Source organism: Mycolicibacterium sp. 624, assembly GCF_040548615.1.
Classification (GTDB): Bacteria; Actinomycetota; Actinomycetes; order Mycobacteriales; family Mycobacteriaceae; genus Mycobacterium.
Map to the genome: position 1 here is coordinate 534,038 of NZ_JBEPRZ010000003.1, position 12,170 is coordinate 546,207.

11 protein-coding genes are annotated in these 12,170 nt (G+C 65.4%); 7 read left to right on the forward strand and 4 right to left on the reverse strand.

The features are described from left to right. Positions 1-33: 33 nt before the first annotated feature. Entirely contained in the window at positions 34-1,386 is a 1,353-nt protein-coding gene (locus tag ABIA65_RS15455) for a DNA polymerase IV (RefSeq protein ID WP_354524094.1), read from the reverse strand. A gap of 67 nt (positions 1,387-1,453) precedes the next feature. Between ABIA65_RS15455 and ABIA65_RS15460 the strand changes: the two genes are divergently transcribed. The 3 genes from ABIA65_RS15460 (at position 1,454) to ABIA65_RS15470 (ending at position 3,703) form a co-directional block, all read left to right on the forward strand. After that, a complete protein-coding gene (locus ABIA65_RS15460) occupies positions 1,454-1,669 on the forward strand; it encodes an RNA-binding S4 domain-containing protein (RefSeq protein WP_354524095.1) in 216 nt (71 codons plus the stop codon). Between the two features lie 122 nt (positions 1,670-1,791). Beyond that, positions 1,792-2,358, forward strand: coding sequence for a class I SAM-dependent methyltransferase (locus ABIA65_RS15465; protein WP_354524096.1), 567 nt, complete (start codon positions 1,792-1,794; stop codon positions 2,356-2,358). Between the two features lie 10 nt (positions 2,359-2,368). Continuing rightward, positions 2,369-3,703 (forward strand): hypothetical protein, encoded by a 1,335-nt coding sequence (locus ABIA65_RS15470; protein ID WP_354524097.1) that lies wholly within the window; start codon positions 2,369-2,371, stop codon positions 3,701-3,703. 12 nt (positions 3,704-3,715) lie between these two features. Here ABIA65_RS15470 and ileS read toward each other — a convergent pair whose 3' ends face one another. Both ileS and ABIA65_RS15480 read right to left on the reverse strand, forming a co-directional pair. Beyond that, positions 3,716-6,859 carry an isoleucine--tRNA ligase gene (ileS, locus tag ABIA65_RS15475; protein ID WP_354524098.1) on the reverse strand — a complete coding sequence of 1,048 codons (3,144 nt, stop codon included), beginning with the start codon at positions 6,857-6,859 and terminating at the stop codon, positions 3,716-3,718. A gap of 301 nt (positions 6,860-7,160) precedes the next feature. Further along, positions 7,161-7,793, reverse strand: coding sequence for a hypothetical protein (locus ABIA65_RS15480; protein WP_354524099.1), 633 nt, complete (start codon positions 7,791-7,793; stop codon positions 7,161-7,163). A 135-nt stretch (positions 7,794-7,928) separates the two neighbouring features. Here ABIA65_RS15480 and ABIA65_RS15485 point away from each other — a divergent pair, with 135 nt between their 5' ends. Beyond that, positions 7,929-8,294 carry an XRE family transcriptional regulator gene (locus tag ABIA65_RS15485; protein WP_241399102.1) on the forward strand — a complete coding sequence of 122 codons (366 nt, stop codon included), beginning with the start codon at positions 7,929-7,931 and terminating at the stop codon, positions 8,292-8,294. A 44-nt stretch (positions 8,295-8,338) separates the two neighbouring features. Next, on the forward strand, positions 8,339-9,073 hold the full coding sequence (locus tag ABIA65_RS15490) for a hypothetical protein (RefSeq protein WP_241399103.1): 735 nt from the start codon (positions 8,339-8,341) through the stop codon (positions 9,071-9,073). Here the strand turns inward: ABIA65_RS15490 and ABIA65_RS15495 are convergent. Beyond that, positions 9,054-9,443 carry a MerR family transcriptional regulator gene (locus ABIA65_RS15495; protein ID WP_354524100.1) on the reverse strand — a complete coding sequence of 130 codons (390 nt, stop codon included), beginning with the start codon at positions 9,441-9,443 and terminating at the stop codon, positions 9,054-9,056. The genes ABIA65_RS15490 and ABIA65_RS15495 overlap by 20 nt on opposite strands. A gap of 57 nt (positions 9,444-9,500) precedes the next feature. Between ABIA65_RS15495 and ABIA65_RS15500 the strand changes: the two genes are divergently transcribed. Both ABIA65_RS15500 and ABIA65_RS15505 read left to right on the forward strand, forming a co-directional pair. After that, the gene (locus ABIA65_RS15500) at positions 9,501-10,001 is read left to right on the forward strand and encodes a PPOX class F420-dependent oxidoreductase (protein WP_354524101.1); all 501 of its coding nucleotides are present in this window, start codon (positions 9,501-9,503) and stop codon (positions 9,999-10,001) included. Positions 10,002-10,378: 377 nt separating this feature from the next. Beyond that, positions 10,379-12,103, forward strand: a complete 1,725-nt coding sequence (locus ABIA65_RS15505) for an AMP-binding protein (protein WP_354524102.1) — start codon at positions 10,379-10,381, stop codon at positions 12,101-12,103. Positions 12,104-12,170: the final 67 nt, after the last annotated feature.

The following is a 12,170-nucleotide window of genomic DNA, read 5'->3' on the forward strand; positions in this document are numbered from 1 at the left end:
CGACGCGATCCCGGCGGATGACGCCGTGCTCTGCTACTCGTCGCCTGCGAGGCCGTCGACGTAGGCGGGCCAGTCCAGACTGTCGACGGGATTGGCCCGGCTGATCTCCGGCGAGTCGACGGCGAGCGTTCGCGCCGACCCCGCTCCGGTGCCGCGCGTCTCGAAACGCACCGTCATGACACCGTGGCCCGCGCCCTGAACCCAGCCGTGACCGTACGAGCTGTGCACGACGTCATCACCAATCCGCCATGGCTCGGCCTCTGCCGAACTCGGCATCTCCCGCGCAGGTGGTACGCCGACCGCCGCCTCAAGCGTTTGCTCCAGATCGGGGAACAAGGACTCCTGCTGCACGTCGGACAGACCCGAGAATCCAACGCCCAGAAGCCGAATCGGCCCGATCTCCATCGGATCGAGCAACAGCCGCCTGGCTGTGCCGATCAGTGTGGCCTCGTCGGCGGTGGCGTACGGCAGCGTCGCCGACCGGGTGAGAGTACTCATGTCCGACTTCTTCATCTTGACGACCACCGTCCTCGCGCCGCGTCCGTCACGCTCGAGGCGGGCGTGGGCGTGCTGGCCGATCGGGCCAGCGGCCTCACGCATCTGATCAAGCGTCGTCAGGTCCTGTGCGAACGTCGACTCCGCGCTGATCTGCTTGGAGCTGGCCCGCTCGGCGACCAGACGGTCGTCGATACCCCGGGCCAACCGGTGCAGGGCGGGCCCGACCGTGCCACCGAGGATGTCGGCGACTTCGGCCTCCTTGAGCGCCGCCAAGGCGCCGACGGTACCGATGCCCAGTCGGAGCAGACGTTCCTCGGCGACAGGTCCGATTCCCCACAGTCGCCGGACCGGCAGTCCGGCCAGGAGCGCCTCTTCCTCGGTGCGGTCGACGACACGGATGCCGTCCGGTTTGGCGAGCCCCGATGCGATCTTGGCGATCTGCTTCCCCGATCCCGCACCGACCGAGGCCACCAGACCTGTCTCCGTTCGGATCCGAGCCCTCAGCGCCTCGCAGAACCGTGTGACCTCAGCGGCCCCGGCCCCGGCCAGTTCCACTGGCTCGCCGAAGGCCTCATCGAACGACAGCTGTTCGAGAACCGGGACCATCGACCGCACGGTATCGAGCACCCTGGCGCTGGCCACGCCGTAGACCGCGCCGCGAGGGGGCAGCACCACAGCGGTCGCCCCGACCAGCCGGCGCGCCTGGTGCATGGGCATGGCCGATCTGGCTCCGAACACCCGAGCCTCATAGCTGGCTCCGGCGACCACCCCGCGACCGCCGAGCCCGCCGACGAGCACTGGGCGGCCACGAAGGGTCGGACGCGTCAACTGCTCGACGGATGCGAAGAAGGCATCCATGTCGAAGTGCAGGACCCAGCGCCCATCCATTCCAACGAGCCTAGGGCCCGACCGATGGACGAGGAGACGAGGCCAATCGGGGACTAACCTGACGACCATGGCTCACGACATACCGATAACCGACGACTCGATCCGTCTGGGCCAATTCCTCAAACTGTCGTCGCTGATCGACAGCGGTTCGGACGCCAAGGCGGCCATCGCCGAGGGACTCGTCGCGGTCAACGGCGACGTGGAGTTGCGGCGCGGACGTCAGCTGCGCCCCGGGGACACGGTGTCAATCGGCGGGTCGTCGGCTCGGGTCACCCAGGCATGATCGGATACCGGGAACTAGGTCCTCGGCGGACCACATTCGCACGCAGCGTGTTTCGCGACTTCTCCGGCGTGGTCTCCGACGTACTCCCCTAGGCCGCTCGCTCATCGCCTACCGTCATATGCATGGCTATGAATATGTTGCATCGACTGTGCTGCAGTTCGACGCTGTGGGCCCGCTCGGTGGAGCGCACGCTGCTGCCGTGGGCGCTGTCCGACGTCGACCTGGGTGACGACGCGCTGGAGATAGGGCCGGGCTATGGCGCCAATCTTCGTGTCCTTGCCGGCATGACACCACGGCTGACCTGCGTCGAGATCGATCCTCCGCTGGCCGACCGCCTGAGCCGGCGCTACGGGTCACACGCGACCATCGTGACCGGTGACGGCACCGCCACGGGGCTGCCGGAGGCACGCTTCAGTTCGGTGGTCTGCTTCACGATGCTCCACCACGTGCCGACGCAGTCGCTTCAGGACCGCCTGTTCACCGAGGCGTTCCGCGTACTCGAGCGCGGCGGCACCTTCGCCGGAAGCGACGGCATCGACTCGATCGCGTTCCGGCTCGTGCACATCGGTGACACCTACAACCCGATTGGCCCGGACACCTTGCCCAACCGCCTGCGCGCAGCAGGCTTCGCCGACGTGACCGTCGAGACCCGCGGCGGTCAGCAGCGCTGGCGGGCGATCAAGGCCTGACGCTTAACATATGCGCGTGGACAACACGCTCGAGTACATCGACCAGGGTTCGTTCCTCGCTTTGCGGGCGCTCGGCCGGGGGCCGCTCATCCAGTTCACGTGGATCTACAACCGCCCCGTCGACATCGACGGCCTACGCCGATTCCACACCAATCTCGGATACGGACTGCTGGGTCGACGCATCGAGAGGTCGGCGCTCCCGTTCGGCCGCGATCGCTGGGTCGCCTCTCCGGGACCCGCCGACCTCGAGATCTCCACGCAGGACCGCGAGCGCACCGAGGTGTGGCTGTGGGCCGACGAACGCGTGCGGTTGCCGATCGACCCACAGGCAGGGCCGTCGTGGCACCTGGGTGTCGCGCCGCTGACCGATGGCGGAACGGCGGTGAGCCTCGTCGTGTCGCACTCCGTCGGTGACGCCAAGGCGATCAACATCGCGATCACCGATGCCGTACAGGACTTTCGCCGCGACCTGGGTTATCCACCGCCCGGTTCCCGGACCCGCGGACAGGCACTGCGTGAGGACGCCCGACAGACGCTGCGCAATGTCCCGGATTTGGCCAAGGCCGTCGTCTCGGCGGTGAAGGTGGCCCGCTCGGAGAGCGAAGGGCTTTCGACATCGGTCAAGTCGGGTGGACGGCAGCGGTCACGTGCGGCGACCAGCGAGGTGGTTGCCCCCAATGCTGCCGTGTTCTTCGACGCCGAGCACTGGGACGAACGCGCGAGAAGCCTTGGCGGTACCAGTAACTCACTCTTCGCTGCGCTCGGCGCCCGACTGGGCCACATCCTGGGCCGCACCGACGAGGACGGGCTGGTGCGGCTGTCTCTGCCGGTCAGCGAACGCGGTGCCGACGATATCCGGGCCAACGCGCTGACCGAGGCCTCAGTGATCGCCGACCCGTCGAAGGTCACCACCGACCTCAGCGACATCCGCCGCGACGTCAAGGCCGCGCTGACCGCGCTGAGCGAGGCGCCCAACGAACTGCTGGGGCCTCTAGCCCTGGTGCCGTTGACACCAGGATTTCTGGTCCGCCGGCTCGAGGGAATGGTTCAGCAGGTCGGCAGCCCCGTCGGCTGCTCGAACATCGGCGAACTCGAATCGGAGATCAACCGCCCCGACGGCAGCGATGCCGACTACCTCACGATCCGGATGCTCGAGCCGAAGGTCACCGCAGCGGTTCTCGACCGCATGGGTGGCCTGCTGTTCCTGGTGACCGGACGCGCGCACGGTCGGGTCTTCGTCACCGTCGCGAGCTGGGTCGTCGGCGCGGCGAACACCAGAGAGGCCCTTCGCGATTCGGTGCGTCAGGCACTCGCCGACATGGGACTGTCGGGCACTGTCGAGTAGTCGGCCCGCCCGTCACACCTTGGCGATGGCCACCGTCACACCGTCACCGATGTCCGCGCCGTCGACTGGCTCCCCGAACTCGAAACTGGTCGCCAGGATCTCGCCGGCAATGAGTCCGGCGTGCGTACGCGCCCACTCCTGCCGTGCCGGCGGCACCGAGATCACGACGCTGATTCGATCCGACACCTCGAGCCCGGTCGACTTGCGCAGATCCTGAAGCTCGCGGATCCGGTCCTTGGCCCAGCCCTCAGCCTCCAACTCGGGGGTGACCGTGCCGTCCAGGACCACCAGGCCCGCACCGTCTGGAAGTGCAGCCGTGAAGTCGGGTTCGGCGGCAACCAGTTTCGAGCTGTACTCCTCTGGCAGCAGAGTGGCCGGACCCGCCGTCAACGTCCCGTCGGGGTTGACCACTCCCTCACCGGCCTTCACCGCCTTGATGGCGGCCTGCACGTCCTTGCCGATTCGTGGACCCGCGACCTTGGCGTTGACCGTCAACTCGAAGCGACCGTAGGCGGCGATATCGTCGGTCAGCTCAACGGCCTTGACATTCAGCTCGTCGGCGATCAGGTCGGCGAATGGCCGCAGCCGCTCCGGACCCTCCACGGCGACAGTCAGTTTCGGCAACGGCAGGCGCACGCGTAGCTTCTTGGCCTTGCGCAGCGACGACGCCGCAGAGCACACGTCGCGCACCTGGTCCATCGCGGCGACCAGATCCGGATCGGCAGGCAGGACGCCGGCCTCCGGCCAGTCGGTGAGGTGTACAGATCGCTCACCGGTGAGGCCACGCCAGATCACCTCGGTGATCAGGGGAAGCAGCGGCGCCGCCAGCCTTGCGGTCACCTCCAGCACTGTGTGCAACGTGTCGATGGCGTCAGGATCCTCGTCCCAGAACCTCGAACGTGACCGACGCACATACCAATTCGTCAAGGCCTCGGTGAACTGCCGAAGCTGATCGCACGCGCCGGAGATATCGCATTCGTCCAGCGCCACGGTCAGGTCATCGCGCAGCGCGGCCAACTTGGCCAGGATGTATCGGTCCAGCACGTTGGTCGAGTCCGTGCGCCAGGTGCCCTTCTTCGGCGCATAGAGAGACAGGAACGAATACGCGTTCCAGAGCGGCAGCAGGACCTGCCGCACACCCTCGCGGATACCCTGTTCCGTGACTATCAGGTTGCCGCCACGCAGGATCGGCGAGGCCATCAGGAACCAGCGCATCGCATCGGATCCGTCGCGGTCGAACACCTCGTTGACATCCGGATAGTTGCGGAGCGACTTGCTCATCTTCTGACCGTCGTTGCCCAGCACGATGCCGTGTGAGACACACGACTTGAACGCAGGCCGATCGAACAGCGCGGTGGCGAGAACATGCAGCGTGTAGAACCAGCCGCGGGTCTGCCCGATGTACTCGACGATGAAGTCGCCGGGGAAGTGCGCGTCGACCAGATTGTCAGGGTCGGCGCCGACGACACCGTCGAACCACTCCACGTTGTCGAACGGGTAGTGCACCTGCGCGAACGGCATCGACCCCGAGTCGAACCAGACGTCGAGGACGTCCTCGATGCGACGCATGGTCGACTTGCCGGTCGGGTCATCGGGATTGGGACGCGTCAGCTCATCGATGAACGGCCGGTGCAGGTCGGTCGGGCGAACGCCGAAGTCCCGCTCGAGTTCATCGAGGCTGCCGTAGACGTCGATCCGCGGGTACTCGGGGTCGTCGGACTTCCACACCGGGATGGGGCTGCCCCAGTATCGGTTTCGCGAGATCGACCAGTCCCTCGCACCCGCCAGCCACTTGCCGAACTGACCGTCCTTGACGTGCTCGGGATACCAGGTGATCTGCTGGTTGAGTTCGACCATGCGGTCCCGGAATTCGGTGACCTTGATGAACCACGACGACACTGCCCGGTAGATCAGTGGATTCCGGCAGCGCCAGCAGTGCGGGTAGGAGTGCTCGTAGGTCTCGTGCCTGATCAGCACGGGGCCGTTGACCGCGGCCGGGCCGCTGCCGTTCTTGAGATCGCGGATGATCTGCGGGTTGGCGTCGAACACATGCTGACCCCGGTAGTCGGCAACGGTCGCATCGAACCTGCCCTTGGAGTCCACTGGTGTGGCGGGCACGATCCCGACGGTGTCGGTTGTCGCCTTATCGTCCTCGCCGTACGCGGGCGCAAGGTGGACAATGCCGGTGCCGTCCTCGGTGGTGACGAAGTCGCCGCGCAGCACCTGAAAAGCGTTGGGCGAGTCCAGGAAATACGGGAACGGCGGAAGATAGGTCATCCCGATCAGCTCTGAGCCCTGATATGTGCCAAGCACTTCGGGCTCGTCGCCGAACTCGCGGGCGTACGACGCCAGTCGCGCCTCGGCGAGCACGTAGCGCTTGCCGTCCACCTGCACCTGGGCGTATGTCACCTCAGGGTTGACAGCGACCGCCTGATTGGACGGCAGCGTCCACGGCGTGGTCGTCCAGACCAGGAAGTAGCTGTCGCGCAACGGACCGTCGGCAATCGCGAAGCCGACGGTGATCGCCGGGTCCTGACGGCTCTGATAGACGTCGTCGTCCATCCGCAACTCATGGGCCGAGAGCGGAGTCTCATCGTTCCAGCAGTACGGCAGCACCCGGTTGCCCTCGTAGGCAAGGCCCTTGTCCCACAGTTGTTTGAACGCCCACATCACCGACTCCATGAAGGTCGGGTCCAGCGTCTTGTAGTCGTTGTCGAAGTCGACCCAACGCGCCTGGCGGGTGACGTACGCCTGCCATTCGTCGGAGTACTTCATGACCGAGGCGCGGCAGGCGTCGTTGAACTTGTCGATGCCGAGCTCTTCGATCTGCGCCTTGTCGGTGATACCCAGTTGGCGCTGCACCTCGAGTTCGGCGGGCAGCCCGTGCGTGTCCCAGCCGAAGCGTCGCTCCACCTTGTAGCCGCGCATTGTGCGGTACCGGGGCACGATGTCCTTGACGTAGCCGGTCAGCAGGTGCCCGTAGTGCGGCAGGCCGTTGGCGAAGGGAGGCCCGTCGTAGAAGACGTACTCCTGCGCGTTCTCGCGCCGCTCGATGCTCGCGCGGAAGGTTCCGTCGCGATCCCAGAAGTCGAGGACCTCGGTCTCCAGCTCGGGAAATGCCGGTGCACCACCTGCTGGCTTGGGGTAGGCGTTCACTAGTTCGTCGTCTCCTGTGCCAAATGTCGCTGGCGCTCCGGAGAGCCCAGGTTCGTTCAGGCACGGGGACGACGTCGCGCGTCTGCGCGAGCGCCGCGGTACCACCCCGCTTGCGCACTGAATCTAGTCCCCGTCGCTTCACTCGCCCCGGGAAAGTGCGCCGCTCGTAGTAGGCGATGACGGGCCCAACCGTTCGGTTCTACTGCGCCGCTAACCAACCACGACGGTTCTTCCGAAGACTCCCCGGTGATGGCCGGATCGATGCCGTTCGTCGATTCTAGAGTGTCGAGGTTTCCCGACGCTAATGCGCGGCGGCCAGCTCAGTGCCGGCGATGACGGGGGCCGAGGCCTCCGACGTCAGCTCGATGAGCCCATACGCGAACTGCTCGGACATTTCCTCGACCGTGTAGGCCTCGAACGTGCGGGAGTCATACCACCAGTCGAGCACCAGGACTCCGTCGCGGCGGTGGGCACGAAGCTCAAGAGCATGTCCCAGGGCTGCGGGCTCGGCGGGCAGTTCCCTCTCGCCGTCGACGACCAGCAGCACGGCGGCCGACGACTGGGCGTGCGCGTCCTCGGGAACCATCCGGCGCAGAGCCAGCGCGGAGACCGAGCGGTGGACGGCGGCGAGCATGTCCGACGCCGATGTGACAGCAGGCCCCGTGCACAGCAGCTCGACTGGATAGACGGACGCAGTGCGCTCCGTGTCCCCCGGCAAATCCACCAGGACGACACCATCGCCGATGGTCCGCACGATGGTGCGGCCCAGGGCCGCGAGGAGGATCTCCTCGGCAGTTAGCCCGAGCACGGCAGCCGCGCCATCGAACTCCCCGGTCAACACCTCGGACAGGGGCGCAGACACGACCACAATGTCGTCGTGTCCCGGCCGACCGTCGGCAATGTAGTCGGTCAGCTGCAAGTTTGCGCAGATCATGTGAACCAAGTTACACGGGGAGTCCCAGAAATGGGAGACGTCATTCAAAACTGTGACGCCACTGTCAATAACGAGCAACCAATCCAGTTTCCGGTACGCACTGCCCAATACCGAGAAGCCCGCTATGGTGTATCGATGCCGCGGACAGACGAGAACGGTAGACAGCTCAAAGCCCTGCTCGATTACCTCCTCGACGGCGATGTCGACGCCAAGGCGATCTACGACGCGCTTGGCACCTCAAGCAGCACCTATTACCGACGAATCAAGGAATCGGACTACCCGAACGCCGAGGAACTGCGGCACGTCTGCGACCGATTCGACCTCAGCTACCCCGACCTGCAGGTTCGATTCGGGCTGATGAGCCGCGAAGAGGTCTGGAGCTACCTCGAGTCCTCCCCCGTTTCCGTCGCAACGGCCGCCGACCCCGCTACCGAACTGCGAACCATTCGTCGCGCCAAGTTGTCGGAATTGGCGCCACGTGAAGACGCTCCGCCGCTTTAGGCAGTACCATTTGCTGACGAATCTTTAACTCGGAGGCAACGGCCATGGCGCTGGCAGTGCTCATCGTGATCACGCTTGTCTGCATCGCGTGGAGCTTGTGGATTCGCCGTGTCACTTGGTCGTGCCGATGGGAAGTTGCCGCAACCCTGAACATCGCCCTGCAGGGCGCCACGGTGCTGCTGATGTCGCCCTTCGCATCCGAGACACTCGGCGTCTGGCTACATGCCCTGACCGGCAAGTGGAACCTCGAGGACTACATCGGCCACGATCTGTACGTCGTGGCCGCCTCGGCCATCGTCTACAACGCGTTGGGTCGCCTCCAGGACGACCACGCCATGCAACTCGCCTTCAAGCAGTACGTCGAGCGGCCCGCCACACTGTGCATCCCGCTGCTCCTGGCCACGTTCACCATGGGCAACGGCGCACACATCTACGCGGCGGACTTCTTCCAGCTGCACACCGACTTCTGGCTCACCATGTACTGGCTGATCCTCTGCACCACGCTGATCTACCTGCTCGGCTACGGCTCACGCGCCCTTCTCATCCTCCGCAAGGACCCGCGGTCGCGAACGATCGCCAATATCTACCTGGTCGCGTCGTTCAGCGGTATCGCGGCGTGCGTCGTGCGAATCACCACCGCATTGATCCCCTCGCTGCAACCCATCGAGAACGGCACCCTGGTGTGGCTCTTCGCATGTATGTGTGGTGCGGGCTTCGCACTGACGTCGGCCTACTCCTGGCGCACCAAGACCAAGTGGTTCAAGAAGGCTGATCACTGAGCACGTGTGTGCCACAGTCACACGCGTCGACCGAGACACACTCACACGTCATCGCCCACTCGATGATCTCCCTGGCCCGCTGCAACGTCGCCATCTGACGGTCGATATCGATCAACTTGCTCTCGGCCAACGAGTGGCTGGCCGGCCGGCCGGGCACGTCGTCGGCCAGGAGTACCCCGATCTCGTCGAGGCTGAAGCCAGCGGCCTTGCACAGCCCGATCACCTCGAGGCGAGTCAGGACGGACTCCGCATAACGCCTCCGACCGCCGACGCGGTCCGGGGTGCGCAGCAGCCCCTCGTCCTCGTAGAACCGCAGTGTCGTGGCGGCCACACCGGAGCGCCGGGCGACCTCGCCTATGGACATGCTCATCTCGACATCCTCGATGCAGCTTGACCTCGAGTCAACTCGAAGTCATTAAATGGGGACATGACCCTTCACGAGCTCCGCACCGCCCTCGAAACAGTCCGGTACGCACAGTTGCGGACCTACCGCCGCAACGGCGATCCAGTCGACACCCCGATCTGGTTCGAACTCGACGGCGACACCCTCGTGTTCCGCACCAAAGTGGGCCCCAAGACGCGTCGCATCGCCGCGGACCCGCGCGTCGAGATCTGGCCGTGCGACTATCGCGGCCGCTACGCGCCTAAGCCCGTCACCGTCTCCGGTGAGGCATCGATCCTGACCGGTGAGGACGCCGAAGCGGCCAACCGCGCGCTCCATCGACGCTACGGGTGGCAATACAATCTGATGCCACTGATCAAGGTTCCCGGCGTCAAGAGTTCTGAGGATGCCCTCCCACTGCGCGTGAAGGCCCGCCGGATCCGCACGCGGACCGTCTGGCCCGACAGCGCGATCGTCGCGGTCAAACTCGACTTCGCGACACAGGGCGCTGCCGGACCCCACGGTGGTGCGATCGGCATCGACTAGTCGCGCAGTGGCGCCTCCGTCTATTGAGGTTCGTCACACCCGGCCGAGCAATTCTGCCACCTCGATCCCCCACCGCCAGCTCTGGCTAATTTCGCGGAGTTTCACCTGACCCACGCCGCGGCAGCGAAGAATGCACCGAAGGCCAGTTCATAGCGGTGCTGAACGTCAGAAGAAGCGCATTTCGTTCCAAAGGTATCGGGTTTTGGTGAATGACAACGACCCGGCGGACCCCATCGAAACACCCGTCAACGGTTTCGCTGAAAACGCCACAGCTAACACCCGGCCTCTTAGTCGGTTTCGCTATGATGCGCATCGCGTGCTTTCATTTCTTAAGCTCGATCCAACGCTTTAGTACCCGCCGTAGAGGGGGCAAGTCCATGCTCGACTCGTCGATTCCCGCGATTCTTCGCGAGCGAGCCAGCCTGCAGCCGAACGACATCGCATTCACGTTCATCGACTATGAGCAGGAATGGGAAGGTGTCGAGGAGCAGCTGACCTGGGCCCAGCTCCAGCAGCGGGTGGTTGCCCTGGCGGCCGAGATCCGCGAGCACGCGCAGATCGGCGACCGCGTCGTCATCCTCGCGCCGCAGAACATGTCCTACATCCTTGGCTTCCTCGCCTCGTTCGAGGCCAATGTCATCGCGGTGCCACTGTCGACCCCGACCCTGGGCGCGCATGATGAGCGGGCTGCAGCCGTGGTGCGCGACGCCCGCCCCACCGTGATCCTCACGACGGCGGATACCGCCGCCGCGGTCGCCCCGTACGCGACGGCTCAGGACGGCCAGTCCGCCCCGACAGTGCTCGAGATCGACCGTCTGGATCTCACCGTGCGCAAGCGATCGACGTCACGGCGCGAAACCCCACCTGCCACTGCCTATCTGCAGTACACCTCGGGATCAACCCGCACACCCGCCGGTGTGATGGTGTCGCAGCGCAACCTGTTCGCGAACTTCGAACAAGAGGTCTCGGCGCTGCTGAGCGAACACGGCAAGGTGGGTCCGCCCGGAACCACCACGGTGTCGTGGCTGCCCTTCTATCACGACATGGGACTGATGCTCGGCATCTGCGCACCCATCCTGGGTGGGTGGCATTCGGTGGTGATGAGCCCCATCGCCTTCCTGCAGCGGCCGGCCCGATGGATGCAGCAGCTGGCCAAGCGTCCACACACCCTGACCGCCGCGCCGAACTTCGCGCTCGACCTCGCCTCGGCCCGCACCACCGACGACGACATGGCCGGCCTCGACCTCGGTGGGATCTTGGCGATCATGTCGGGAGCGGAGCGTGTCCAGCCCGTCACGGTGAAGCGGTTCATGCAGCGGTTCGCGAAGTTCAACTTCGCAGGCAAGGTCATCCGCCCCTCCTTCGGCCTCGCCGAGGCGACGCTGTACGTCGCGACGCACGAAGCGGGCGAGCCGCCCACGGTAGTGACCTTCGACACCGAGAAGCTCACGGCCGGAATGGCCAAGCGCAGCACCACGGGAACCTCGCTGATCAGCTATGGCGCACCGCAGTCACCGCAGGTGCTGATCGTCGACCCGGACACCCGACTCGAGACGCCCGCGTCGACTATCGGCGAGATCTGGGTGCTCGGCGACAACGTGTGCGCCGGGTACTGGAACAAGCCCGATGAGACCGCCCACACGTTTGGCGGCGTGCTCGCGGATGCCGCTGACGACACGGTGAAGTGGTTGCGCACAGGCGATTTGGGGTTCATTGACGACGGTGAGCTGTTCATCATCGGTCGAATCAAGGATCTGCTGATCGTGCGCGGCCGCAACCACTACCCCGACGATATCGAGGCGACCGTGGGCGCCGTCTCCGGTGGCCGGGTGGCCGCCATCTCGGTTGAGGACGACACCACCGAACAACTGGTGGCGATCGTCGAGATGAAACCCCGCGCGACTCCGGAGGAGACGCAGGAGCGGTTGACCACCGTGCGGAGTGAGATCACGTCCGCGATCTCACAGGCCCACGGGATCACCGCGGCCGACCTCGTGCTGGTCGCGCGTGGATCGATTCCGATCACCACGAGCGGCAAGATCCGCAGGCAGGCATGCGTGGAGCAGTACCGGCAGGGCGGGTTCGTCCGGATGGACGCGTGACGGCGTGAGTCGTCGAAGCCCCCGTCACCAGACTTTGCTCGCATGCCATCACGTGCCGGGTAAATGT

Coding starts and splice junctions, on each gene's coding strand:
- ABIA65_RS15455 (WP_354524094.1), bottom strand. CDS start 1,386: ATGGATGGGCGCTGGGTCCTGCACTTCGACATGGATGCCTTCTTCGCA.
- ABIA65_RS15460 (WP_354524095.1), top strand. CDS start 1,454: ATGGCTCACGACATACCGATAACCGACGACTCGATCCGTCTGGGCCAA.
- ABIA65_RS15465 (WP_354524096.1), top strand. CDS start 1,792: ATGGCTATGAATATGTTGCATCGACTGTGCTGCAGTTCGACGCTGTGG.
- ABIA65_RS15470 (WP_354524097.1), top strand. CDS start 2,369: ATGCGCGTGGACAACACGCTCGAGTACATCGACCAGGGTTCGTTCCTC.
- ABIA65_RS15480 (WP_354524099.1), bottom strand. CDS start 7,793: ATGATCTGCGCAAACTTGCAGCTGACCGACTACATTGCCGACGGTCGG.
- ABIA65_RS15485 (WP_241399102.1), top strand. CDS start 7,929: ATGCCGCGGACAGACGAGAACGGTAGACAGCTCAAAGCCCTGCTCGAT.
- ABIA65_RS15490 (WP_241399103.1), top strand. CDS start 8,339: ATGGCGCTGGCAGTGCTCATCGTGATCACGCTTGTCTGCATCGCGTGG.
- ABIA65_RS15495 (WP_354524100.1), bottom strand. CDS start 9,443: ATGAGCATGTCCATAGGCGAGGTCGCCCGGCGCTCCGGTGTGGCCGCC.
- ABIA65_RS15500 (WP_354524101.1), top strand. CDS start 9,501: ATGACCCTTCACGAGCTCCGCACCGCCCTCGAAACAGTCCGGTACGCA.
- ABIA65_RS15505 (WP_354524102.1), top strand. CDS start 10,379: ATGCTCGACTCGTCGATTCCCGCGATTCTTCGCGAGCGAGCCAGCCTG.